A 23,180-nucleotide genomic window follows, 5' to 3' on the forward strand; every position below is an offset into this window, starting at 1 on the left:
CCGCCTGTGCCAACGGTTTCCACGATGATTCGCGCACCTCACACGTTCGGACATCTGGACATCTGGACGTCTAAACGGCTGTTGACACGTTTTGGATCGAGGCGTATCGTCGGTTTCACTCATCGAGACCGGCTGAGGGACAGGCCCTTTGAAGCCGGGGCAACCTGCGGATTTCCGCGACGGTGCCAACTCCTGCGGGTCGTGCTTCCGCACGTCAGCCGATAGATGGGATGTCCGTTGCGGGCACGCATTCGCGTACCCGTGGCCGGCAATCCGCATACCGGTGTTCCCGCAGGGCTCGATCCCGAACGCAGGAATCTGGATATGTCAGCCGAGCCCCTCACCGTGATCTCCCTCCCCGAAACGGCCTGCGTTGCCGCGCCGCGTTGCGCGGCCGACCTCACCGAGCAGCGTGGCGTGCGCCGCGTCTCCTTCGTCCCGAAGTACGGCAGCGAAACCGTCAATGTGGACGTCCGTTACCTGTGGTGCGGCGCGCCTCATGCGCCGACGGTGATCGTGCAGGGCGGCATCTCCGCCGATCGTGACGTCTGCGCCGGACGCGATCGAGCGACTGGCTGGTGGCAGGAGCTGGTGGGGCAGGGCGCCGCGATCGACCTCGCCGAATGCCGCGTGCTGTCGATCGACTGGCTGGTCCCGGGCGACCTGGGCGACGACGTGGCTTCGGTTTCCAGCGAGGATCAGGCATCCGCGCTGGCCGCGCTGGTGGACGAACTGGGCATCGGTCGCGTTCAGGCCTTCGTGGGCTCCTCATACGGCGCGATGACCGGCCTGGCCTTCGCGGCCGCCCATCCGGACAAGCTGCGTTCGCTGGTACTGCTCGCCGGGGCGCACCGTCCGCACCCGCTGTCCACGGCGCAGCGCTCCGTGCAGCGCGGCATCGTCCGCCTCGGCATCGAGTCCGGCCGGGTGGATGAAGCGCTCGCCCTGGCCCGTCAGCTGGCGATGACAACGTACCGCGGCAGCGAGGAATTCTCGCGCCGTTTCGCCGCCGGCCCTGAACTGCGCGACGGCCGCTTCCACTTCCCCGTGGAGGATTACCTGGAGCATGCCGGCCGTCGCTTCGTCGAACGTTTCGACCCGTCGCGTTTTCTCGCCCTTTCCGAGTCCATCGACCTGCATGACATCTCGCCGGAACGGGTTTCCGCACCGACGACGCTGGTCGGCTTCCCTTCCGATCGCCTCGTTCCGCTGTCGGACCTGTGCGAACTGCAGCGCCGTCTCGGCGGCACCGCCACCCTCGAAGTCGTGGACTCGCCGTACGGCCACGACGCCTTCCTCAAAGAAACCGTGCAGCTCGCTCCCGTGCTGCGTCACGCACTCAACGACTGTCGCGGAGACCGCTGAATCATGACCACCCACGAATCCCGTCTGTGTACCCGCGCCGTCCGCGCCGGCATCGAATCCGACACTCAGCATGGCGCCGTGGTGCCGCCGCTGCACCTGTCGACCAACTATGCGTTCGAGGGCTTCGGCCGCAAGCGTGCCTATGACTACTCACGCAGCGGCAACCCCACCCGCGACCTGCTCGGCGAAGCGCTGACGGAGCTGGAAGAGGGCGCGGGCGCGGTCGTCACCGGCAGTGGGATGTCCGCCGTGGCGCTGGCGCTGGAACTCGTACCCTCCGGTGCCCTCGTGCTTGCCGCGCACGATTGCTATGGCGGCACGTGGCGCCTGCTCGATGCCTGGGCGAAGAAGGGGCGCTTCCGTGTGCGTTTCGTCGACTTCACCGATCCGACCGCGCTTGCGGATGGCCTCGCGAAGAAGCCGGCACTGGTCTGGGTGGAAACGCCGTCCAACCCGCTGCTGCGTATCACCGACGTGCGTCACGTCGCGCAGGCCGCGCATGCCGTCGGCGCACTCGTCGTCGTCGATAACACCTTCCTGTCGCCCGCCCTGCAGCAGCCGTTGACACTCGGCGCCGACATCGTCGTTCACTCGACCACCAAGTACATCAACGGACATAGCGACGTGGTCGGCGGTGCGGTGATCGCCGCGGACCAGGCGGTCGCCGAGCAGCTGAAGTGGTGGGGCAACTGCAACGGGCTCACGGGGTCGCCGTTCGACAGCTTTCTCACGCTGCGTGGTGTGCGGACGCTGGCCGTACGCCTTCGTGCCCACGAAGAAAATGCTCGCCGTATCGCCGACCGACTCGACGCACACGACGCCGTGTCGCGTGTGTTCTATCCCGGTCTCGCGTCGCACCCCGGCCACGCGCTGGCGCAGCGCCAGCAGAAAGGTTTCGGCGCGATGCTCAGCTTCGAGATCGCCGGCGGTACCGACGCGATCGAAGCCTTCGTCGATGGCCTGCGCTATTTCTCGCTGGCGGAGTCGCTGGGTGGCGTCGAGAGCCTGGTCGCTCATCCCGCCTCCATGACGCACGCGTCGATGGCGCCGGAAGCGCGCAAGGTCGCCGGTATTTCCGACAGCCTGCTGCGTCTCTCGGTCGGCATCGAAGATGGTGACGACCTGCTGGCGGATCTCGAAGCCGCGCTGGCGCGCGCGGCGGCGGTGGCGTCGGTCACCTCGAAACGCAAGGTCGGCGCGTGAGCGCCGTGGTCGCCGCTCCCCTCGTGGACACGGCGCCGCGCACGGCGGTCGTCCTGCTCGGCACCGGCGTGGTGGGGCGTGCCTTGCTGACCCTGCTCGCGACACCGGCGGCGCGTTCCCTGCGCCTCGTTGGCGCCGCGAACTCGAAGCGTCAGCACACGCATGCTGACGGCCTGGTCCCTGCCGATGTCGCGGCGTTTCTCGCCAAGGGCAGGGATGGTCGCGAAAACGCGCCACTTCTGGCCGCGCTCGACGCCACGGGCGCCGAACGCAAGGTGGTCATCGACGCGACGGCGTGTTCGATCGAGGCCAGCCGCCACGCCGAGTGGCTGGCGGCGGGTTACCACGTCGTCACCGCCAACAAGGCGCTGGCCGGGGGCCATCTGTCCGGTTGGCGCGCGCTTCAGGGCGCAACCGCGAACGGCAGCGTTTACGGCGACGCCGCGACGGTGGGCGCCGGTCTTCCGGTGCTGTCCACGCTAAGGCGCCTGCGCAACTGCGGCGACAGCCTGCTGACACTGGAAGGCGTGTTTTCCGGTTCGCTGTCCTGGCTGTTCAACCAGTACGACGGCAGCCGCCCTTTTTCGGCGTTGTTGTCGGACGCGCGGCGGCTGGGCTTTACCGAGCCCGACCCCCGCTCGGACCTTTCGGGCGAGGATGTCGCGCGCAAGCTGCTGATCATCGCGCGCAACGCGGGATTCGCATTGGGTACGGAAGAAGTGGAGGTTGAGAGCCTCGTGCCCGAGGCGCTCCGCGATCTCGATACCGCCACGTTCCTCGAGCGGCTCGGCGAGCTCGATGAACCGCTGCGCATCCGGCACGAGCAGGCGAAAGCCAACGGCAAGGTGCTGCGTTACCTGGCACGCCTCAACCAACGCGGTCGGGCGCGCGTAGGCCTCGTGGAAGTGGGCCCGGACCATCCCGCGTCCCGCCTGTCCGGCACCGACAACCAGTTCGCGCTGACGACAACGCGCTATCACGCGACGCCTCTGGTGATCCAGGGTCCGGGCGCCGGCCCCGAAATCACGGCGCAGGCGCTGCTGGGCGATGTGCTGGCACTTTAATCCCGTCGGATCGTTTTTCTCCGCCCGGTAGTCGGGATCAAAAAAAACGCCCCGAGGGGCGTTTTTTCGTTACCGGCGACCGGTGACTGCTTCGGCCTCATCCGCGCTGGGCGGAAGGACGGGGCCGCCGCCGGAGTCCTCGTCATGGTGGAAGCGCGCGGCCTCGACCATCGGGGTGCGCCAGCCGGAGGCGACGCCCCAGAAGTAGAAGATCACACCGATGACGGCGACCACGGCCAGGTCGTAGCCGTAGGGGATGAAGTCGCGGCCGCCGAAGGTCTTGCTGCCCGCCCAGGACACCAGCGCCAGGACCGGCAGGTAGACGATGAGCCACCAGGCACCCCTGAGGTGGCGGCTGAAATCTTCCCAGCCCGATTTGGCGGTGTAGTAGAAGTAGATCGGCAGGGCCACGACCATCAGCAGGATGATCTCGCCGGTGAGCGGCCACTTGGCCCAGTACAGCAGCTCGGTCGCGAAGATGAAGGCCAGCGCGGCGAGGATGGGCAGGCCGGCGATGCGCAGCGGACGCTTCAGTTCCGGCGCGGTGCGGCGCAGGGTCATGACGCTGACCGGACCGGTGAGGTACGAAATGATCGTCGACACCGAGATCACCGCGGCCAGGGTGCCCCAGCCGCGGAAGAAGAACAGGAAGATGAAGCTCACGACGAGGTTGAGCCACATCGCCGGGCGCGGGATACCGAAGCGCGGGTTGATATGGCCGAAGATCTTCGGCAGCTGACCGTTGCGCTCCATCGCGTAGATCATGCGTGCGGTGGTGGCGGTGTACGTGGCGCCGGTGCCGCTGGGGCTGACGAACGCATCGGCGTACAGCAGGATCGCCATCCAGTTGATCATCAGCGCCGTGGCGAGCTGGGCGAACGGCGAAGCGTATTCCAGACCCGCCCAGCCCTTGCCGAGCTGATCGGGCGGTACCGCGCCGATGAAGGCGACCTGCAACAGCACGTAGACCACGGTGGCCAGGAGGATCGAGCCGATCACCGCGAACGGCACACTGCGGCCGGGATTGCGCGCTTCACCCGCCAGATTCACGGGGCTCTGGAAACCGTTGAAGCTGAAGACGATGCCGGAGATGGCCACGGCGGTCAGGATCGAGGAGATGTCGATCGCGTGAGTGCCGCCATGCGCGCCGATGTCGAAGTTGCCGGGGTTGTAGCTCGTGGCGATCAGCGCGATACCGGTCGCGGCCGGAACGACGAGCTTGAATACCGTGATCGCCGTGTTGCTCTTGGCGAACAGCTTCACGCTCCAGAAGTTGAGGAAGAAGTAGACCATCACCAGCACCGCGGCGATCGCCAGGCCAGGCGGTGTCAGCTCACCGTGACCGGCGGTGACCACGTACAGGCCCTTGGTCCACTGCGCCCATTCCCAGGGCCATGACGCCATGTACTGGACCGAGGCTTCGGCTTCGACAGGAATGACCGAGACGATGGCGATCCAGTTGGCCCAGCCGGCGATGAAGCCGACCAGCGAGCCGTGCGAGTAGTGGCCGTAGCGAACCATACCGCCGGATTCGGGGAACATCGCACCCAGTTCCGCGTAGGTCAGGGCGATGAAGAGAATGATGACGGCGCCGATGATCCAGGCGTAGACGGCGCCAGGGCCGGCGAGCTGGGCGGCGTGCCAGGCGCCGAAGAGCCAGCCCGAGCCGATGATCGAGCCCAGGCCGGTAAGCATCAGGGCGAAGGCGCCGACATCGCGGCGGATATGGTGATGTGACATACAGACTCCGGTCGGACGGGGCGGCGAGAATCCACCCCGGGGCGGCACAAGGGCCGGATAATGACAGCCCGGGCCGCAACTGTCAGCCATCGTTCCCCTACGTACACGGGGCGCCGCATCGATATACACTGGCCGATGCGGTAGGGCTAAAGGGGTTCGGATGCGTTCGAAGGTGGTCGCCAGCGGCATGTTGTTCTTTGCCTTGACGGTATGTGGCATTGCCGCAGCCGATGAGGCGTGGACCGACAAAGGCCGGCTGATCGATTCCGAGTCCTACGACCGCACCGCCAAGGGTTTTTACTTCACGCTGTACCCCGGTGAAGACCCGGTGGAGTCCGTGCGGCGCTGCGCCATGACCATGCGCGAACTGGGTCATCTGGCGTCGGTGTCGTGCTTTGCGTACACGAGCAAACAGCGCTTCGATACGCGCCGCGGAAAATTGAGAATTTGCTACACCGCCGTCGCCAACTGGTGGGGCGAGGACGAGCCGGTGAGAGTCGAAACGGTCGACCGGCTGCCGCGGGATTGTCCGGTTCGCTAGGGGCCTTTCCGCATTATCGCTTCGTTGGCTTTTCGCGCGCGGGGCGCGCTCCTACGGGGGCCGATCAGCATTCGATGACGTTGACGGCCAGACCGCCGCGCGATGTTTCCTTGTATTTGTCCTTCATGTCGCGTCCCGTGTCGCGCATGGTCGCGATCACCTTGTCCAGCGAAACGTGATGCTTGCCGTCGCTCTTGAGCGCCATACGGCTGGCGTTGATCGCCTTCACCGCGCCCATGGCGTTGCGCTCGATGCAGGGAATCTGGACGAGGCCACCGATCGGGTCGCAGGTCAGGCCCAGGTTGTGCTCCATGCCGATCTCCGCGGCATTCTCGACCTGGGTCACGCTACCGCCCAGCGCGGCCGTCAGACCGCCGGCCGCCATGGAACAGGCCACGCCCACTTCGCCCTGGCAGCCCACTTCGGCGCCGGAAATCGACGCGTTTTCCTTATAGAGGATGCCGATGGCGCCTGCGGTGAGCAGGAACTGGATGACGCCGTCTTCCGATGCGTTGGGGCAGAAGTGGCGGTAGTAATGCAGCACCGCCGGGACGATGCCCGCGGCGCCATTCGTCGGCGCCGTCACCACGCTGCCGCCGGCCGCGTTTTCTTCGTTCACCGCGAGTGCGTACAGGTTGACCCAGTCGAGGATGGTGAGCGGATCGCGCAGCGCGGCTTCCGGCTGCGCGCGGAGCTCGGCGGCCATGGCGGGGGCGCGGCGATTGACCTTCAGACCGCCCGGAAGCACGCCGGGCGAACGCAGGCCGCGGGAGACGCAGTCCTGCATGGCCTTCCAGATGGTCAGCAGACCCGCGCGGGTCTCCGCCTCGGGACGCCAGATGCCCTCGTTGCGCATGACCAGCTGGGCGATCGTGAGGTTGTGTTCCTTGCACAGCGAGAGCAGCTGGTCGCCGGTGGAGTAGGCGAAGGGTTGCTCACTGGTGTCGGCGACGATGCGGTCTTCCGCGGCTTCGTCCGGATTGACCACGAAACCGCCACCGACCGAGTAGTAGTCGCGTGTGGCCAGTTCGTTGCCGTCCGCATCGTAGGCCGAGAAGCGCATGCCGTTGGTGTGGAACGGCAGTTTCTGGCGCTTGTTGAAGACCAGATCGACCTTTTCGTCGAAGGGGATCTCGTGGCGGCCGAGGATCCGGATGCGCCGGGTTCCGCGGATGCGCTCGAGGGTCGCCGGGATGGTGTCCGGATCGACGCGATCGGGCCACTCGCCCTCGAACCCGAGCAACACCGCCTTATCGGTGCCGTGGCCGCGTCCGGTCATGGCCAGCGAGCCGAACAGCTCGCAACGCACGCGCGCTACGCGCTCCAGTACACCCTTCTCCTCCAGCCAGTGTTCGGCGAAACGCGCACCGGCGCGCATGGGGCCCACCGTGTGCGAGGAGGACGGGCCGATGCCGATCTTGAAAAGGTCGAAAACGCTGACTGCCATGGCTGGGGAAGGTTGGCTACGGGGATAGCCGGTTATTCTACGCCGCGACGCCCCTGGCCCCATACACCTGCGCATGTCCGACTTCACCTTGTTCCAGCGAGATGACTGCCACCTCTGCGATCAGGCGCTGGAGGTGTTGGCGCAGGCGCGGTTACCGGATTTTTCGTCGGTGTGGATCGATGAGGATGAGGCGCTGGAGAGCAGGTATGGGACGCGTGTGCCCGTATTGCGCCGGGGCGACGGGATGGAGCTGGACTGGCCGTTCGATGTGGCGCGAGTCAGGGCTTTCGCGGGTTGAATCGCCAGCGGGGCTGGCTCCTACCGGTGCAGGCGCCTGAGAATTTCCTCGCGCGCCTCGCGCAGGATGGAATCGCGGTCGAGTCCGGCCACGATATCCGCGACGGCGCGCTTCGCCCCGTGCTCACCCCATGATTTCCCCGTGATGAGGTAATGCTCAGCCGCCCGGCCGATCAGTACCGTCGCGTACCAGCCGAGCGCGCCCTGCGCCGCGGCGGTGACCACGACGGACACGCCGCCGCTGAGGCCCTTGAGTGCCGAGGCGACCAGCTGCATGCCCCAGACGGCCCCCATCAGTGCGGCCAGCTGCACCGAAATGGTCGCGACGAGTTTTCCGGATTCGCTCCGGGTCAGCGGCAGGCCGTAGACCCGGCCGAGCTGCACGACCATGGCGGCGTCCAGGCCGCCCGCCAGCAGCAGGTCGGCCACCGGTACCGGATTCAGGGCCACGGCCACCGCCTTGGCGACGCAATACTGGCGGATGACTCCGGACGCGACCTCACGACGCGTCGCGGCGACGCGCTCGCTGATCTGGTCGGTGAGCCGCCCGGCGAACAGCCCGGCGTTGATCGCCGAGAGCGTCTTGCCTTCCCGTTCGGCGATGGCCAACAAGCGTGATTTCAACGCCGTGACATCGGGCGGGCGCGGCTCGGACGACAGTCGCTCGTGGCCGCTGGCGTCGAGTTCGACGACCGACCGGGAGGACGGCTGGGCCGCCACGGCGATCACGTCCTCGCGCCGGACCAGTGTCGCGGTGTGCTGGCGCAGTCTCTCCAGCAGGCCGTCGCGCTCGTCGTCGCTGTAGCGATCGACCTTGTTCAGTGCGACCAGCAGCGGACGACGGGTGGTCGCGAGCGTGCGCAAGGCATCCCGTTCGTCCCGGGTGAGGTCGCCGTCGGCAACGAAGACGATGAGGTCGCTGACCTCGGCGACTTCAAAGGCGAGTTTCTCGCGCGCCTCGCCGCCCAGCTCGTTGATGCCGGGCGTGTCGATGAGAACGAGTCCCGCATTGGCGGCTTCGTCGAGGCGGGCCGCGTCGGCTTCCGTCGTCGTACCGTGCAGCACGCCGACGGTGAACGCCTCGCGGCCAAGCAGTGCGTTGCCCAGCGCCGACTTTCCCGCGGAAACGCGGCCGAACACGGCGACATGCAGTTCGTCGCGTTCCAGACGATCCAGCATGCTTTCGATGCGGCGGAAGTCCGCCGCCATCGCATCGCGCACGCCTGATGGGATCGACGGATCGTCGAGCAGTCCGCGCAGACTGGCCGCGACGGCGCCGCCGCGCTCGTCCGTCGCGGCAGCGCGAGGCACGCCGCGACGGAAGCGGTCGGAGAGACCGCGCAAGCGGTCGCGGAAGCCGCCCACCGTCGCCTTACTTCGGCAGCAGGTTGAGCGAACCGTTGACCAGTACCTCGTCGGCGATGGTCGAGGTGTCCTTGTAATCGCCGCTGCCCACGCCGAAGTCCAGGCGCTTCAGGGTACCGGTGACCGAAAGACGTGCGCCGCCGGCGTTGGGCGAGAACACGACCTTCAGTGCGACCGGCTTCGTCACGCCGTGCAGCGTCAGGTTGCCGTTGGCGATGACGTTGCCCTTGGCGTCCTTGCTGAAGCCGGTCGTGACGTAGTGCGCCGTGGCGAACTTCTTGACGTCCAGGAAATCGGACCCCGGCAGCGCGTTGTCGCGGTCGCTGTCGCCTGTCTTCGCCGTGGCGGTATCGACGGTCACGTCGAATTTCGACGCGGCGAGATTCGCGGCGTCGTAGCTGATCGCCGCATCGAACTTGCCGAACGTGCCGTCGAACTGCTGGCCCTGGAACTTGCCGCTGAAACCGAGCGTGCTGCCGGGGCCGACCTTGTAATCCGCGGCGGACGCGGCGAACGGCAGGGCCAGCGCGACGGTGAGGGCGGACAGGCGGCGGATCATCGGGTTCATGGGGTTTCTCCGGGAGGGGTAGAGGTGTTCCGCTTTGCACGGCCGAACGGCAGCATGCGGCGGAGTGTGTCGTCGCGGTCGATGAGATGGTGCTTGAGCGCTCCGCCGACATGGGCGACGAGCACGGCCAGCAGGAACCAGAACAACCAGACGTGGACGGTGCCGAGCGTGTCGGACAGTCCGGGATTCTTTTCCACCAGCGCCGGCAGGTTGAACTGCTTGAAATACTGCAACGGAAAACCGTGCGCCGAATTGAACGCCCAGCCCGACAGCGGGATGGCGACGATGAGCAGGTAGAGCAAGCCATGTACCGCATGCGCGGCGATCTTCTGCCAGTGCGGTGCCGGCTCATCGGGTGGGCGACGGTCCACCGCGCGCCACATCAGGCGGAGCAGGAACAACGCCAGCACGGTGAGTCCGATCGACTTGTGCAGGGCGAACATATTGATCTTCTGCAGCGACGGCTTCAGGCCGTCCATCCAGAAAGCGAACGCGCCGTTGCCGAGGATCAGCAGCGCCATGACCCAGTGAAAGGTCTTGGCGACGGTGCTCCAACGGGAGGTGTCACTGCGCAGGGGCATCGGGGGTTTCCTTGTCGGAGCGGGTCTGGGCGTCGCCGCCACGGATGGCTTCGATCTCGAGCCATACACTGACGTCGTTGCCGATGGAATTCTTGTTCGAAGTCATTCCGTACGCCGCGCGATCGAGCGTCACGGTGGACGAGAAGCCGGCCACGGTGTGCAAGCCGTAAATGGTCTTGCCGATACGGTTCACCCGGAACGGAAGGTCGAGGGGCAGCGTCTTGCCACGCAAGGTGAGCTTGCCGTGGACGATGCCATCGTCGTCGGTTTTCTTTTCGACCGAGTCACTGACGTAACGCGCGGTTTTCGCGCGGTCGCTGTCGAGCAGTGACGCACCACGTACCGCCTTGTTCCACTCGGCGTCGCCCATGTCGACGGAGGCGAGATCGATGGTCGCGTCGACCGAGGACTTCGACCAGTCGTCCGGATCGAAGCGCACGGTGCCCTCGGTGACTTTCAGTCGGCCAAAGGATCGCGAGAAGCCGTTGTGCTCGACGTTGAACACGACCTGGCTGTGCACCGGATCGATCCGGTAAGCCGTGGTCGCGCCATGCGCATACAGGGGCGCGATCGCGAAGAGGACAGCTGGCAGGAAGCGGGCGTTTCGCATGAGGGGAGCCGGTTCCGGACGAGGGCCGCGCCGCGGCCGATACGAGGCAGTGTGGCCGAGCGGGCGTCGCTTGTCAGCCCGCCCTTCGCGAACGCATCGTTCACTTAACGATCCCGCAAGGCGTCGCCGGTGAGTTCGGCCAGCCGGCGGAGCCGCGAGCCGCTGGCGTCGCCGAGCAACTCACGCATGCGCTCGCCCGCATCGGCCTGGTCGAGGGTATGGCGTTCGGCAAGCGTGGCGGCCAGCGCACGGCCGAGGCTGTCGAAGATCAGGGCATAGGCGAAGGCGTGCAGCACGCCACCGCTCAGCGTTCCCAGCCCCGGAAACGCCTTGAGCGCGTTTCCGGCCACCGCAAGCACGATCGATGTGCCGGTTCGCAAGGTCATGCGGGCCTGTCGCAGGAGATTGTCGACGTCGACGTCGGTGACGTTGACGCCGTACAGGTCCGCCAGGGCCCGCACGAGGCCTGCCGCCAGAGCGCCCTGAATCACGAGGTCGGTGCCGGGTGCGACGGCGGCCATCGCGCCCACGATGGCGCGTCGCGCGTAGCGCGCGACGATACGATCGGCTTCCGCGGCTCGGTGGGCTTTTTCGTACTCACCGGTACGTTCGTGGACACGTGCGAGCACCGCGTTTTCGCGAAGCGCCTCGAGGCCCTGCGCACCCGGCGCGACAAGCCGCGCGATGGCGTCCACGAGGGCATCGACGTCAGGCTTGCGTCGGCGTGTGACGTCCTCGGTCGTGCCATCGGCGAGACGGCGGGTGAAGCGCTCCTCGCCCCCCGCACTGATCGCGACGACGGCGTCGGGAATTCCGGTCGTCTGGCTGCGCACCTGCCGCACGATGCGCTCACGGTCTTCCGGCGACCACTGGTCCGCCTTGTTGATCGCAAGCACCAGCGGCTTGCCGAAGTCACCCAGCCAGCGCAGTTCGTCGCCCTGCGTGCGCGTGAGGTCGCCGGCGCAGACGTACACGACGGCGTGCGCACGCAACGCCTCGTCGCGTGCCATGCGTTCGCGTGCGTCGCCGTCCGCTTCGGCCGAACCGGGGACGTCCGCGAGCGTCCATTCCCCACCGCGAGGCATGGCCCCCTCGAAGTGCGTCACCTCACGTGTCGTGCCGCCGCGCGCGTCGCTGTCCGGGCGCGCGTCCGGTATCAGCGCGGCGATGAGCGACGACTTGCCCGTGGATATCTCGCCGAAGACCGCGACGTAGAGTTTCTCGCTGGCGCGACGCCGGTCGAGTTCGCCGAGTTCGCTGCGAATTTCCTCAACCTCGGAGCCGGATTCACGAAGCGTCTGCAGGCGCGCTTCCAGCGATGCACGGTCCGGTGCGACCACCGGTCCACGAGGTCTGCGGGGACGCAGCCACCAGAAGCCGACCGCGATGCCGCCCCCCGCGAGCAGCGCGATGGCGATGCCCAGCAGCCAGCGCATGCCCTCCGGCAAACCCATGAAACGCTGGGCCAGCGCCAGTCCGCGGTCGATCGCCGCCAGCAGCAACCAGGCGAGGGCGGCGAAACCGATGGCGGCGATGAGGAGGCGCAGGCGGCGTGACATGCGGCCATTCTACGGGCAAGCGCAGCGGTTCATGCCTACAGTCCGTCGGGACGTCAAGTCGTGCGGAGAGCTTCAGCCGCATGCCATGATCGGGTTCGAACCAGGAACCCGGCGTATGCACCACACGCTCTTCGCGAGATGGATTCTCGTGGCCACGATCCTCATGGGCGTGGCCATCCCCACATCGGCAGCCCTCACGACGGCGCCGATCCCCACCCCCCAGTTCCGCAGTTACGGCTTGCACGAGGGCTTGCCCAGCAGCAAGGTGCAGGCCGTGGTGCAGGATGCGCGCGGATTCATCTGGGTGGCCACCGCCGCCGGGTTGTCGCGGTTCGACGGCGTGGAATTCACCGTCCCGCGCATCGGGCCTCGCCGGGAACACGCGATGCCGACGGGCGGCTTGTCGGTGCTCTTCGTCGACCATGACGACAGGATCTGGATGGGCGGAGCCGAGACGGGTCTGGGCCGCTACGATCCCGACACCGGCGTCTTCGTGCAGTGGCGCGACGGGTTGACCAGCGACGACGTCCGCGCCATCGCGCAGACGCCCGATGGCGCTATCTGGGTCGGTTCGGCGAAAGGTCTCGATCGCATGCGCGCCGACGGGAGCGCCCCGGAGCGAGTGGGCGACCTCCGGGGCGGCGCGGTCAACGCATTGCATGTCGCCGACGACGGGCGCCTGTGGATTGGCGCAGATACCGGCCTGTTCGTGGCGGACAGCGACGGCAGGGTGTCGCCACGCGCGTTCACGGACGGCAGCCCGGTGCGCGTGCAGGGTATCGGGGGCGGCTCGGCGGAACTGCGGATCGCCACCGATCGCGGCCTGTTTCGTCTGACCGCCGACGCGCGTCCCGTGCGCGAACGCCGTGTCGCCGCAGGCAGAGTGTTCGGCACGCTGGCCGACAGTCACGGCATTCTCTGGATCGCATCGGCGCAGGGTCTCTCGATGCTCGACCGATTCGACCGGATGCATGACGTGGCTGGTTCCTGGACCGCCGCAGGCGGTCTCCCTGGCCGCACCGTGCGCGGCATGCTGGAGGATCGGGAGCACGGCCTCTGGTTCGCGCTGAGCGATGGCGGACTGGCGTATCTGGGTCCCTCGTGGGACGACTTCACCCGTTTTTCCCATGTCGCCACCGACCCGCACACCTTCCCCGGCCGCACGGTGACCGCGGTCGCGGCGCGCGAAGGGGGAGGCCTGTGGGTGGGCGGCTTGCGTGGGTGGATCCGCGGGTTCGATCCGGCGACCGGGCACACATCGCCCGGATTTGAACTCGGTGCGCCGCGCATCCAGTCGCTGCTCGCGCTGCCGGGGCAGCGGCTGCTGATCGGTACCGTGGACGGTCTCACCGTCGGCCGCGGACGAACCGCCCAGCCCTTTCTGCGCAGCGTGATCGACCGCCCGGTCACGACCATGGCTTCCGGGCCGGGCGGTGACGTGTTCGTCGCCGCACTGGATGCCGGCCTGTTCCGGGTCGATGCCGACCTCGGCCATGCAGCGCGCGTTCGCTTCGCCGAGACGCCGAGGGGCTGGGCCGATACGCGCCAGATCGAAATGGTCGACGGCGACCTCTGGCAGGCGAGCCTGGCCGGCCTGGCCAGGCAGGACCGCGCGACGGGAGAGATGCGTTTCATCGAAGGCGTCGCGCGCGGGAGGATCAACGCGTTCGAACCTGACGGCGACGGCTTCTGGGTGGTCCGGCCCGACGCGCTCGAGCGGTTCCACTGGCAGGGCGCGAGCGCCGTACGCGACAGACACATCGGTGGCGCCGAAGGCTTCCCCTCCACCGAGATCCTCAACCTGCGTCGTGACCGTGGCGGACGGCTCTGGTTGTACGGTCAGACAGGCGTGTGGCGTTTCGACCCCGAGCATGGCCGCTTCCGCTCGTTCGGCATGGCCGACGGCCTTGCCAGCGGGGAGTTCACTCACGCCACCACGGTGCTGCTCGACGACGGCAGCATGTATGGCGGGACGCTCGCCGGCCTCGTCGGGTTTCGTCCCGACGCGCAGCGCGATCACGTCCGCCGCCCGACCATTGCCGTGCTGGGCGCGACGGTGTCGCGTCATGGTCGACGTGAAGTCCTGCCCATCGAAAACGGCACCCTGAACCTGGCGTGGGACGATCGCGAGCCGCGTCTCTCCGCGCGCGTCCTCTCGTTCGTCCACCCGGATCGCAACCACGTCAGGTTCGAGATTCGCCGTGACGATGACGCCTCGCCCGTTCGGGTGGCCAGCGACGGGGAGCGCGTTTTCGAGGGTTTGCCGGCAGGCAGGTATGCCATGTCGATCACGGGCGCCGGCCGCGACGAGCTCAGCCCGGCGCTTCCCGCCGCCTTTGTCGTGGTGATGGAAGCGCCGCCATGGCAGCGCTGGTGGGCATGGGTCGGATACGCGCTGCTCGCGACGGCCGCGGTCGTCGCGGTGCTGCGCGGGACCCGGAGGCGTGTGCGTCAGGCGATGCGCATGCGGCTTGCCGAACATCAGCGACGCATGGCCGAGGAGGCGAGCGCGGCGAAGACGGAATTCATGGCGACCCTGGGTCATGAAATACGCACTCCCATGACCGGCGTGCTCGGCATGGCCGAGCTGCTGGCGCGTACGCCGCTCGATGACGCGCAGCGCGGCTATGTCGATGCGGTGCGGCGCTCGGGCGACACGTTGTTGCGTCTGGTCAACGATGCGCTCGACATCGCCCGCATCGAATCGCGGCGACTGGTGCTCGAGTCGGACTGCGTGTCCATGCGATCGGTCGCGGACGAGGTGGTGGCCCTCGCCGCGACGAGAGCGCGTGAGAAAGGACTCGCACTGACCGTCAGTGTGGACGCCGCCGTGCCCGCGACGCTGCGCGGCGACGCGGTCCGCCTGCGTCAGGTACTGCAGAATCTGGTGAACAACGCGGTGAAGTTCACGGAAGCGGGTGGGGTATCCGTCGCGCTGTCCGCATGCGCCGGCTCGCTCATCATGACGGTGTCCGACACCGGGCCGGGCATGTCGGCTGAACTTCGCGCCCGGCTCTATTCCCGGTTCGAGCAGGGCGCCTCCCCGCGGCGCGCGGAAGGATCGGGACTCGGCCTCGCCATCTGCCAGGAGCTGGTCGCGCTCATGGATGGATCGATCGAGGTGGAGAGCGAACCGGGCTGCGGCACCCGTTTCACGGTGAGCCTGCCGATGCAGCCGTGCGCCTGTGCCGGTCACGCCTGCATGCCCGCGCCCTCGTCGATCGGTACGCCGGGCGGGTGGCGCGTGCTGCTCGTCGAGGACGACCCCGTGGTTTCGGAAGTGATCGCGAACCTGCTCCGGGCGCGCGGCCATCTAGTTGCCGCGGTGAGCGATGGCCTCGCCGCGATGAGCGAATTGTCGGCCGGCCGCTACGACGTCCTTCTGCTCGATCTCGACCTCCCGCTGGTCGATGGCTTTCAGATCGCCCGGATGGTCCGCCGCATCGAGGCGATGGCGAGCCTGCCGATCGTCGCCGTGACGGCACGCTCGGCGGGGGACGAGGTCAGCGCGATACGCGAGGCGGGCATGGATGCGCTGCTACGCAAACCCATGAGTGGCGATGAGATGGACGCCGTGCTCGAGCGCGTGTGCAGGACGCCGCTTGCCGCGGCGTCCTGAGCCGTGGTGCGCTAGCCGAATCGTCTGAAGTAGGCGAGGGCGCCTGCGACCAGCAGCGTCGTCGGTAACAGGTTGGCCAGCAGTGGCGGCATCCCGTAGACGGTGCCGAAGTTGACCATCGCACCCTGCAGGAAGTACCAGCCGATCGCGAGGATGATGCCGATGAAGAGGCGCTTGCCCAGGCCGCCGGAACGCAGCGAGCCGAAGGCGAACGGCATGGCGCACAACACCAGCACCAGCGTGTTGAGGGCGAACAGCGCGCGACCCCAGAACGCGACGGCGTACACGCCCGAGTTCTGGCCGTTGTTGTCGAGGTAGCGGATGTTGCGCCGCAGATCGGCCATGGACAGGTATTCGGGGTGGATCACCGACTGCTCCAGCACATGCGGATTCAGGCGCGAGGCCCAGGTCTGCGTGTCCTGGTTGGTCGAGTGCGTACCCTGGTCGTCGAGCGTCGTCGTGCGGACCTTGCTCATGATCCACTTGTTGCCGTCATGCGTGGCGCTGTCGCCATGCGAGAAGACCGACAGCTGCCCGTCCGGCGTGAAGCTGTAGACGCGTACGTCGACGAGTTTCACCGTGGTGCGGTCACCGTCCTGCACGGCGATGGCCGACTTGGCGTTGATGATCCTGCCGCCGTCACGCGCCCACAGGCCGCTGCTGGTCGAGCCGAGATTGCTCGAGCGCATGCGTACCTGGATGGCCTGCGCATGCTGGTCGCCGTAGGGGGCGGCGGTTTCGCCCATCACCACGACGGCGAGAGTCAGCACGGCGATGACGCCCGCCGCCGATCCGGCGATACGCAGCTTGGACATGCCGGCCGCGCGCAGGGCGGTCAGCTCACCGGTGGCGGCCAGTCCGCCCAGGCCGAGCAGGCCGCCGATCAGTGCGGCGTTGCTGAACATCTGATAGAGCCGGCGCGGCAGCGTCAGCATGATGTAGGCGATGGCGTCGTACAGCGAGAAGCCGTTCTTGCCGATGTTGCCCAGCTGGCGCACGAACTGCAGCAGCGAATCGAAACCGGCCAGCACCAGCCAGACCAGCAGCAGCGTGCCGAGTACGCTCATGGCGATCAGGCGGTCGGCGCGCTTGACGGTGAGGGTGGCCATTACGCGGCTCCCTTCACGCGACGCGGCGTGTTCTGCTTCCAGAAGTACCAGGCGGCCACACCGAATACGACCAGGTGCAGGATCCACACGGGCACGGAGGTGTGCAGGTGGCCCTTGATGATCTGGGCGCGGGCGATCAGCTGCCAGATGACATAGAGGAAGTAAGTGAGCACGGCGATCAGCAGGCGGCCGTATCGGGCGTCGCGCGGGGCCTGCTTCGACATCGGCAGCACCATCATCATCAGGACGAGGGTGCTGACCGGCGCGGCGAAGCGGGAGACGATCTCGCCGAGGGCGTCCGGCGTGCCCGCCTTGATCAGCTGCGACATGGTGGATTCGTGAGCGGGATCGGTGTCCTCGTCGTCGTCGACGATGGACGACAGCGAGGCGTCGTTACGCTCGTATTTCATGCGGCGCCAGTTGTCGGCCGCCAGCGGCACCTCGAACTGCCAGCCGTCGTACAGCGCGAGGAAACGGTTCTGGCCGTCGCTCTCCTGGTACATGCGGCCGCTCTTGGCGCTGACCACACGGACCTGCGGGTTGCCGTCGCTGTCGGTGCGGTCGGTGGCCAGGAAGGTCTTGCCCAGTACCGTGCCGTCACGGCTCAGGGTGTCGACGAAGATGATGCCGCCCTTGCCGGGCAGTTCGGTGAAGCGACCGGCGTCGAGGCCGGCGGCGATCACGGACTTGTTCGCCGCCGCGATGACCTGGTCGGCGGTGCGTGCCGACAGCGGCCCCAGCCAGAGCGAGACCAGGCCGACCACGATGGTGGCGACGACCGCCAGCAGGGTGACCGGGCGCAGCATGCCGCGCGGACCCATGCCGGACGAGGCCAGGACGTGCATCTCGCTCTCGCGGTACATGCGACCCAGGGCTATCAGGGTGCCTAGGAAGGCGGACATCGGCAGCAGCGTGGAGAGCAGGTCCACCATCTGCAGGCCGAGCACCTCGAACATGACGGAGGGCTGGATGCTGCCGTTGGCGACCTTCTGCAGGACGTTGGCAAAGGCGCCGCCGGAGAAGATGACGAGCAGGACCACGGCCGTCGCAATGACACCGTAGGCAAGTTCGCGCAGGAAATAGCGGTCGAGGATGCTGAGCATTTGGTAGAATTGGCGGTTCGTGCCGCGTCAGTCCTGGCCGGCAAACCACAAGTCTAGCCTGTCCGGGCCCCGGCGGGCTTTTGCAGGACCATCAGATATGTCAGTTCAGTTCAGCCTCGGTTCCAGCGCTCCCGAATCGACCGCCACCCCGGTCGCGGTCGTCGGTGTCTACGAGAACGGTGTCCTGACCAGCGCCGCGGCGCGGATCGACACCGCCGGTCAGGGCGCCATCAAACGCCTGGTCGAGGCTGGCGACATCACCGGCAAGGTCGGCAACCTCGTCACGCTGCTGCACCCGGCCGGTGTCGCCGCCGCCCGCGTGCTGGTGGTGGGCCTGGGCGCCCAGAAGACGTTCGACGCCGCCCGCTACCAGCGCGTCACCCTGGAAGCCGCCCGCGCCGTCGGTCGCCTGCCGGTCACCGAGGCCACCAGCTGGCTGCCCGAAATCGACGTGCCGGGTCGCGACGCCGCCTGGCGCGTCCGTGTCGCCGCCCTGGCCACCGACCATGCCGCCTACCGCTATACCGCCACCGTCAAGCCGCGCGACAAGGCGCTGCCGGAGCTCGGCACGGTGAACCTGGTCGGCCCGGCCGATGGTGAGACCGGCCTGGCCGAAGCCCGCGCGATCGCCGAAGGCGTTCGCTACGCCAAGGAACTGGCCAACCTGCCGCCCAACATCTGCAACCCGGTCTACATCGCGGATCAGGCCAGGGCGTTTGCCGAGGCTCATGAAGGCGTCACCTTCGAGGCCCTCGACCGCGCCGACATGGAACGCGAAGGCTTCGGCTCGCTGCTGGCCGTTGCCCGCGGCTCGGCCAATCAGCCGCGCCTGATCATCCTGCAGTGGAACGGCGGCAAGGACGGCGACAAGCCGTACGCCTTCGTCGGCAAGGGCATCACCTTCGACACCGGTGGCATAAGCCTCAAGCCGGGTCCGGGCATGGAAGAAATGAAGTTCGACATGGGCGGCGCCGCCGGCGTGCTCGGCGCCTTCGTCGCCGCGGTGAAGCTCAAGCTCGCGGTCAACCTCGTCTGCGTCGTCCCGGCCGTCGAAAACATGCCGGACGGTGACAGCTATCGCCCGGGCGACGTGCTGACCAGCCTCGCCGGCATCACCATCGAAGTGCTCAACACGGATGCCGAGGGTCGCCTGATCCTCTGCGACGCGTTGACCTACACCGGCAAGCGCTTCGACCCGCATACCATGATCGATGCCGCCACCCTCACCGGCGCCTGCGTCGTCGCGCTGGGCAAGCATGCCAGCGGCCTGATGACCAAGGACGAGTCGCTCTCGGCCGAGCTGCTCGCCGCGGGTGAGTCCACCCTCGACCGCGCCTGGCGCCTGCCGCTCTGGGACGATTACCAGAGCCAGCTCGAGTCGGGCTTCGCCGATGTGGCGAACATCGGCGGCAAGTACGCCGGTGCGATCACGGCGGGCTGCTTCCTGGCGCGCTTCACCGAAGGCCGTCGCTGGGCGCACCTCGACATCGCCGGCACCGCGTGGGACGAAGGCCGCAAGGGCATGGCCACCGGCCGTCCCGTGCCGCTGCTGACCCAGTGGCTGCTCGACCGCGTCGCGTCGGCCGGCTGATCCCGCGACGATGCCGCGCGCCGACTTCTACCTGATCGACAAGCCGCGCTTCCGCGAGGATCCCCTGCTGCTGGTCTGCGAACTCGCCAGGCGCGCGTTCGGCGCCCAGCAGCCGACCCTGATCCTCACGCGGGACTTCGAACAGGCTGAGGCGATCGACGAATACCTCTGGGCTTTCGACGAGGATGCCTTCATCCCCCATCAGCTGGCGGGGGACGACGACGATGCCAACACGGCGGTGCTGATCGTGCCGCCGGGCGTCGAGGCCGCGGACCGGCCGATGGTGATCAACCTGCGCGATGTCTGCGCCCCGGGGCACTTCGACCGCGTGCTGGAAGTGGTGGCGGCGGATCCCGCCGAGCGCGAGGGGTCACGGGCGCGGTGGACGGAATACAAGAAAGCCGGGTTTGAAGTGAACAAACACGACATGTAAAAGAAGAAACCCGCCGGATGGCGGGTTTTTTTATCGGTGACGTCTCATGTAGGAGCGCGCCCCGCGCGCGAAAAGCCTACAAGGCGGTAATGGGGCGCCCCCTCATCGGGGTGCCGCTTCATCGCTTCGTTGGCTTTTCGCGCGCAGGGCGCGCTCCTACAAAGCTGGGCGCTACGCGCCCAGCTTTTTCGCCTGCTCCCGCATCGCATCCGCCTGGCGCGTCCAGTCAGCAATGCGCTGGCGCTCCAGCTCGACCACTTCAGCGGGTGCGTTGGCGACGAAGTTGGCGTTGCTCAGCTTGCCTTCGCATTTGCGCACTTCACCCTCGATGCGGGCGATTTCCTTCGCGAGGCGTGCCTTCTCGGCGCCGACGTCGATCAGCCCCTCCAGCGGAATCAACGCTCGCATGCCACCGATCACGGCGGCAGCGGCGGCGGGCTCTTCGCCCTCGACCCACACCGGCGTTTCGACGCGGCCGAGGAACGCGATCTGCGCGGCGAACTTGGCCGCACGTGCACGATCGGACGCGTCGCCGTCGGCGAACAGCAGCGGAATGACTTTGCCCGGCGCGATGTTCATCTCGGCGCGGATACGACGCACGCCGGTCAGCACGTCCTTGACCCATTCGATCTCGGCGGTCGCGGCGTCGTCGCCTTCGACGTCCGCGGCTTCCGGGTAGGGGCGCAGCATGATCGTTTCGCCGTCGATGCCAAGCAGCGGGCGCACGTTCTGCCAGATCTCTTCGGTGACGAAGGGAATCAGCGGATGCAGCGCACGCAGCAGCGTCTCCAGAACGTGCACCAGGGTGTAGCGGGTGGATGCGATGGCGGCTTCGTCGTTGCCGTTCAATGCGGGCTTGGACAACTCGAGGAACCAGTCGCAGAACTCGTTCCAGGTGAACTCGTACAGCGCCTGCGACGCGAGGTCGAAGCGATAGGCCGCGAGCTGTTCCTTGACCGTGCCCAGCGTGTCGCGCAGGCGGGTGAGGATCCAGCGTTCGGCTTCGGTCGTGGGCTTGACCGGTGCGATGCGCGCTTCTTCACCGAGGTTCATCAGCACGAAGCGCGACGCGTTCCAGAGCTTGTTGACGAAGGCCTTGTAGCCGCCGGCACGCTCCAGGTCGAACTTGATGTCACGACCGTGCGTCGCGAGCGAGGCGAAGGTGAAGCGCAGCGCGTCCGCACCGAACGCGGGAATGCCGTCGCCGAATTCCTTGCGCGTCGACTTCTCGATCTTCTCCGCCATCTTCGGCTGCATCAGGCCGCGCGTGCGCTTGGCCAGCAGGTCGTCGAGGCTGATGCCGTCGATGATGTCGAGCGGGTCGAGTACGTTACCCTTGGACTTGGACATCTTCTGGCCGTCCTTGTCGCGGATCAGGCCCGTGACGTAGACGTCCTTGAACGGGACTTCGCCCGTGAAGTGGTCGGTCAGCATGATCATGCGGGCGACCCAGAAGAAGATGATGTCGAAGCCGGTGACCAGCACGCTCGACGGCAGGTAACGGTCGAAACCGAGCTCGGCCTGGCGCTCCGGGTTCGGCCAGCCCAGCGTGGAGTGGCTCCAGAGGCCGGACGAGAACCAGGTTTCCAGCACGTCGTCGTCGCGGCGCAGTGCACCCTCGTAGCCCTGCGCAAGCGCCTTGGCGGCGGCCTCGGCCTCGTCGCGTGCGACGATCACGCTGCCGTTGTCGGTGTACCACGCCGGGATGCGATGGCCCCAGGTCAGCTGGCGGCTGATGCACCAGTCCTGGATGTTGCCGAGCCAGTGGCGGTACGTGCTGATCCAGTTTTCGGGCACGAACTTCACGTGGCCGTGCTCGACCAGTTCGAGGCCGCGCGCCGCCAGCGTGTCCATCTTCACGAACCACTGCCACGTGAGATATGGCTCGATGACCTGGCCGCTGCGATCGCCGCGCGGCACCTGCAGCTTGTGCTTCTTCGTCTCGACCAGCAGCTCGGCCGCTTCGAGATCGGCGAGCACCGCCTTGCGCGCGACATAGCGGTCCAGTCCGCGGTACTTCTCCGGCGCGGCGTCGTTGATCTTCGCCTCGTCGGTGAGGATGTTGATCATCGGCAGGTTGTGGCGCAGGCCGATGGCATAGTCGTTGAAGTCGTGCGCCGGGGTGATCTTCACGCAACCGGTGCCGAAGTCCTTCTCGACGTAGTCGTCGGCGATGATCGGAATCTGCCGGTCGGACAGCGGCAGGTCGAGCATCTTGCCGATGAGATGCGCGTAGCGCTCGTCTTCCGGATGCACGGCCACGGCCACGTCGCCCAGCATCGTCTCCGGACGTGTGGTGGCGACGATCAGTTCACCCGAGCCGTCGGACAGCGGGTAGCGGATCGACCACATCGAACCGTCTTCTTCCTCGCTGACCACTTCGAGGTCGGAAATCGCGGTCTTCAGCACCGGATCCCAGTTGACCAGCTTCTGGCCACGGTAGATCAGGCCTTCCTCCGACAGGCGGACGAAGGTCTCGATCACGGCCTCGGACATGCCCTCGTCCATGGTGAAACGCTCGCGCGACCAGTCGCCTGACACGCCCAGACGGCGCATCTGGCGGCCGATGATGTCGCCGGATTCCGCCTTCCACTCCCAGATGCGGGCGATGAACGACTCACGGTCGAAATCGGCGCGCTGCTTGCCTTCGGCGTTGAGCTGGCGGGTGACCACCATCTCGGTGGCGATGCCCGCATGGTCGGTACCCAGCTGCCACAGCGTGTCGAAGCCACGCATGCGGTGGTAGCGCACCAGCGTGTCCATGATGGTGTGCTGGAAGGCATGGCCCATGTGCAGGGTGCCCGTGACGTTGGGCGGCGGCAGCATGATCGTGTACGGCGTGCCCTTGCCCGACGGCTTGAAATAGCCGTTGGCCTCCCACTGGGCGTACCACTTCGACTCGATCTGGCTGGGCTCGAAACTCTTGTCCATGCGTGGGCTCTCGGATCGCGCCGTGAAGGGGCGCTCTTTGGAAGACGAAAAGAC

The 23,180-nt window shown here is 67.2% G+C and carries 18 protein-coding genes and 1 riboswitch; of the genes, 8 read left to right on the forward strand and 10 right to left on the reverse strand.

The genetic code is table 11. From position 1 onward, the window contains the following. The first annotated feature begins 116 nt into the window (after window positions 1-116). A riboswitch (SAM riboswitch) is annotated at window positions 117-232 on the forward strand. A gap of 92 nt (window positions 233-324) precedes the next feature. The 3 genes from J2X57_RS11630 to J2X57_RS11640 are packed head-to-tail and all read left to right on the forward strand — an operon-like array spanning window position 325 to window position 3,632. Next, window positions 325-1,365 (forward strand): homoserine O-succinyltransferase, encoded by a 1,041-nt coding sequence (locus tag J2X57_RS11630; RefSeq protein WP_309867186.1) that lies wholly within the window; start codon window positions 325-327, stop codon window positions 1,363-1,365. Window positions 1,366-1,368: 3 nt separating this feature from the next. Then, window positions 1,369-2,568: a cystathionine gamma-synthase gene (gene metB, locus J2X57_RS11635; protein ID WP_309867189.1), complete on the forward strand. Its 1,200-nt coding sequence runs from the start codon at window positions 1,369-1,371 to the stop codon at window positions 2,566-2,568. Then, entirely contained in the window at window positions 2,565-3,632 is a 1,068-nt protein-coding gene (locus J2X57_RS11640) for a homoserine dehydrogenase (RefSeq protein WP_309867192.1), read from the forward strand. Before metB ends, J2X57_RS11640 begins: the two co-directional genes overlap by 4 nt. A 69-nt stretch (window positions 3,633-3,701) precedes the next feature. Here the strand turns inward: J2X57_RS11640 and J2X57_RS11645 are convergent, their stop codons facing one another. Then, a complete protein-coding gene (locus tag J2X57_RS11645; RefSeq protein ID WP_036110943.1) occupies window positions 3,702-5,372 on the reverse strand; it encodes an APC family permease in 1,671 nt (556 codons plus the stop codon). A 187-nt stretch (window positions 5,373-5,559) separates the two neighbouring features. On the opposite strand from J2X57_RS11645, the gene J2X57_RS11650 reads away from it, so the two are divergent. Next, window positions 5,560-5,913: a hypothetical protein gene (locus tag J2X57_RS11650; RefSeq protein ID WP_156108687.1), complete on the forward strand. Its 354-nt coding sequence runs from the start codon at window positions 5,560-5,562 to the stop codon at window positions 5,911-5,913. Between the two features lie 64 nt (window positions 5,914-5,977). On the opposite strand, the gene J2X57_RS11655 is transcribed toward J2X57_RS11650, so the two are convergent. Next, on the reverse strand, window positions 5,978-7,360 hold the full coding sequence (locus tag J2X57_RS11655; RefSeq protein ID WP_043695454.1) for an L-serine ammonia-lyase: 1,383 nt from the start codon (window positions 7,358-7,360) through the stop codon (window positions 5,978-5,980). A gap of 73 nt (window positions 7,361-7,433) precedes the next feature. Between J2X57_RS11655 and J2X57_RS11660 the strand changes: the two genes are divergently transcribed. Continuing rightward, window positions 7,434-7,658, forward strand: a complete 225-nt coding sequence (locus tag J2X57_RS11660) for a glutaredoxin family protein (RefSeq protein WP_036110948.1) — start codon at window positions 7,434-7,436, stop codon at window positions 7,656-7,658. A gap of 20 nt (window positions 7,659-7,678) precedes the next feature. Here J2X57_RS11660 and J2X57_RS11665 read toward each other — a convergent pair whose 3' ends face one another. The 5 genes from J2X57_RS11665 to J2X57_RS11685 all read right to left on the reverse strand — a co-directional run bounded on the left by J2X57_RS11665 (window position 7,679) and on the right by J2X57_RS11685 (window position 12,340). Further along, a complete protein-coding gene (locus J2X57_RS11665) occupies window positions 7,679-8,968 on the reverse strand; it encodes a GTP-binding protein (RefSeq protein WP_239739934.1) in 1,290 nt (429 codons plus the stop codon). A gap of 61 nt (window positions 8,969-9,029) precedes the next feature. Next, window positions 9,030-9,581: a YceI family protein gene (locus tag J2X57_RS11670; protein WP_043698215.1), complete on the reverse strand. Its 552-nt coding sequence runs from the start codon at window positions 9,579-9,581 to the stop codon at window positions 9,030-9,032. Window positions 9,582-9,586: 5 nt separating this feature from the next. Beyond that, window positions 9,587-10,171, reverse strand: a complete 585-nt coding sequence (locus J2X57_RS11675) for a cytochrome b (RefSeq protein WP_309867198.1) — start codon at window positions 10,169-10,171, stop codon at window positions 9,587-9,589. After that, window positions 10,155-10,781: a YceI family protein gene (locus J2X57_RS11680; RefSeq protein WP_309867201.1), complete on the reverse strand. Its 627-nt coding sequence runs from the start codon at window positions 10,779-10,781 to the stop codon at window positions 10,155-10,157. The genes J2X57_RS11675 and J2X57_RS11680 overlap by 17 nt, the downstream gene beginning before the upstream one ends. Window positions 10,782-10,885: 104 nt before the next feature. After that, the gene (locus J2X57_RS11685) at window positions 10,886-12,340 is read right to left on the reverse strand and encodes a GTPase (RefSeq protein WP_309867204.1); all 1,455 of its coding nucleotides are present in this window, start codon (window positions 12,338-12,340) and stop codon (window positions 10,886-10,888) included. 115 nt (window positions 12,341-12,455) lie between these two features. Here J2X57_RS11685 and J2X57_RS11690 point away from each other — a divergent pair, with 115 nt between their 5' ends. Then, entirely contained in the window at window positions 12,456-15,959 is a 3,504-nt protein-coding gene (locus J2X57_RS11690) for an ATP-binding protein (RefSeq protein ID WP_309867207.1), read from the forward strand. Between the two features lie 11 nt (window positions 15,960-15,970). Here J2X57_RS11690 and lptG read toward each other — a convergent pair whose 3' ends face one another. Together lptG and lptF are read right to left on the reverse strand one after the other, a co-directional pair. Further along, window positions 15,971-17,068, reverse strand: coding sequence for an LPS export ABC transporter permease LptG (gene lptG / locus J2X57_RS11695; protein ID WP_036110964.1), 1,098 nt, complete (start codon window positions 17,066-17,068; stop codon window positions 15,971-15,973). Continuing rightward, the gene (lptF, locus tag J2X57_RS11700) at window positions 17,068-18,171 is read right to left on the reverse strand and encodes an LPS export ABC transporter permease LptF (protein WP_043695441.1); all 1,104 of its coding nucleotides are present in this window, start codon (window positions 18,169-18,171) and stop codon (window positions 17,068-17,070) included. Before lptF ends, lptG begins: the two co-directional genes overlap by 1 nt. 97 nt (window positions 18,172-18,268) lie before the next feature. On the opposite strand from lptF, the gene J2X57_RS11705 reads away from it, so the two are divergent. Together J2X57_RS11705 and J2X57_RS11710 are read left to right on the forward strand one after the other, a co-directional pair. Further along, window positions 18,269-19,762: a leucyl aminopeptidase gene (locus J2X57_RS11705; RefSeq protein WP_036110969.1), complete on the forward strand. Its 1,494-nt coding sequence runs from the start codon at window positions 18,269-18,271 to the stop codon at window positions 19,760-19,762. A 10-nt stretch (window positions 19,763-19,772) separates the two neighbouring features. Then, the gene (locus J2X57_RS11710; protein WP_309867213.1) at window positions 19,773-20,195 is read left to right on the forward strand and encodes a DNA polymerase III subunit chi; all 423 of its coding nucleotides are present in this window, start codon (window positions 19,773-19,775) and stop codon (window positions 20,193-20,195) included. A gap of 171 nt (window positions 20,196-20,366) precedes the next feature. Here J2X57_RS11710 and J2X57_RS11715 read toward each other — a convergent pair whose 3' ends face one another. Continuing rightward, on the reverse strand, window positions 20,367-23,126 hold the full coding sequence (locus J2X57_RS11715; protein WP_309867216.1) for a valine--tRNA ligase: 2,760 nt from the start codon (window positions 23,124-23,126) through the stop codon (window positions 20,367-20,369). Window positions 23,127-23,180: the final 54 nt, after the last annotated feature.

This window comes from Luteibacter sp. 1214, from assembly GCF_031455395.1.
Taxonomy (GTDB): domain Bacteria; phylum Pseudomonadota; class Gammaproteobacteria; order Xanthomonadales; family Rhodanobacteraceae; genus Luteibacter; species Luteibacter mycovicinus.

What these genes read in the sequence shown, in the direction of transcription:
- J2X57_RS11630 (WP_309867186.1), top strand. Translation starts at nt 325, where the DNA reads ATGTCAGCCGAGCCCCTCACCGTGATCTCCCTCCCCGAAACGGCCTGC.
- metB (WP_309867189.1), top strand. Translation starts at nt 1,369, where the DNA reads ATGACCACCCACGAATCCCGTCTGTGTACCCGCGCCGTCCGCGCCGGC.
- J2X57_RS11645 (WP_036110943.1), bottom strand. Translation starts at nt 5,372, where the DNA reads ATGTCACATCACCATATCCGCCGCGATGTCGGCGCCTTCGCCCTGATG.
- J2X57_RS11650 (WP_156108687.1), top strand. Translation starts at nt 5,560, where the DNA reads ATGTTGTTCTTTGCCTTGACGGTATGTGGCATTGCCGCAGCCGATGAG.
- J2X57_RS11655 (WP_043695454.1), bottom strand. Translation starts at nt 7,360, where the DNA reads ATGGCAGTCAGCGTTTTCGACCTTTTCAAGATCGGCATCGGCCCGTCC.
- J2X57_RS11660 (WP_036110948.1), top strand. Translation starts at nt 7,434, where the DNA reads ATGTCCGACTTCACCTTGTTCCAGCGAGATGACTGCCACCTCTGCGAT.
- J2X57_RS11670 (WP_043698215.1), bottom strand. Translation starts at nt 9,581, where the DNA reads ATGATCCGCCGCCTGTCCGCCCTCACCGTCGCGCTGGCCCTGCCGTTC.
- J2X57_RS11675 (WP_309867198.1), bottom strand. Translation starts at nt 10,171, where the DNA reads ATGCCCCTGCGCAGTGACACCTCCCGTTGGAGCACCGTCGCCAAGACC.
- J2X57_RS11680 (WP_309867201.1), bottom strand. Translation starts at nt 10,781, where the DNA reads ATGCGAAACGCCCGCTTCCTGCCAGCTGTCCTCTTCGCGATCGCGCCC.
- J2X57_RS11685 (WP_309867204.1), bottom strand. Translation starts at nt 12,340, where the DNA reads ATGTCACGCCGCCTGCGCCTCCTCATCGCCGCCATCGGTTTCGCCGCC.
- J2X57_RS11690 (WP_309867207.1), top strand. Translation starts at nt 12,456, where the DNA reads ATGCACCACACGCTCTTCGCGAGATGGATTCTCGTGGCCACGATCCTC.
- lptG (WP_036110964.1), bottom strand. Translation starts at nt 17,068, where the DNA reads ATGGCCACCCTCACCGTCAAGCGCGCCGACCGCCTGATCGCCATGAGC.
- lptF (WP_043695441.1), bottom strand. Translation starts at nt 18,171, where the DNA reads ATGCTCAGCATCCTCGACCGCTATTTCCTGCGCGAACTTGCCTACGGT.
- J2X57_RS11705 (WP_036110969.1), top strand. Translation starts at nt 18,269, where the DNA reads ATGTCAGTTCAGTTCAGCCTCGGTTCCAGCGCTCCCGAATCGACCGCC.
- J2X57_RS11710 (WP_309867213.1), top strand. Translation starts at nt 19,773, where the DNA reads ATGCCGCGCGCCGACTTCTACCTGATCGACAAGCCGCGCTTCCGCGAG.
- J2X57_RS11715 (WP_309867216.1), bottom strand. Translation starts at nt 23,126, where the DNA reads ATGGACAAGAGTTTCGAGCCCAGCCAGATCGAGTCGAAGTGGTACGCC.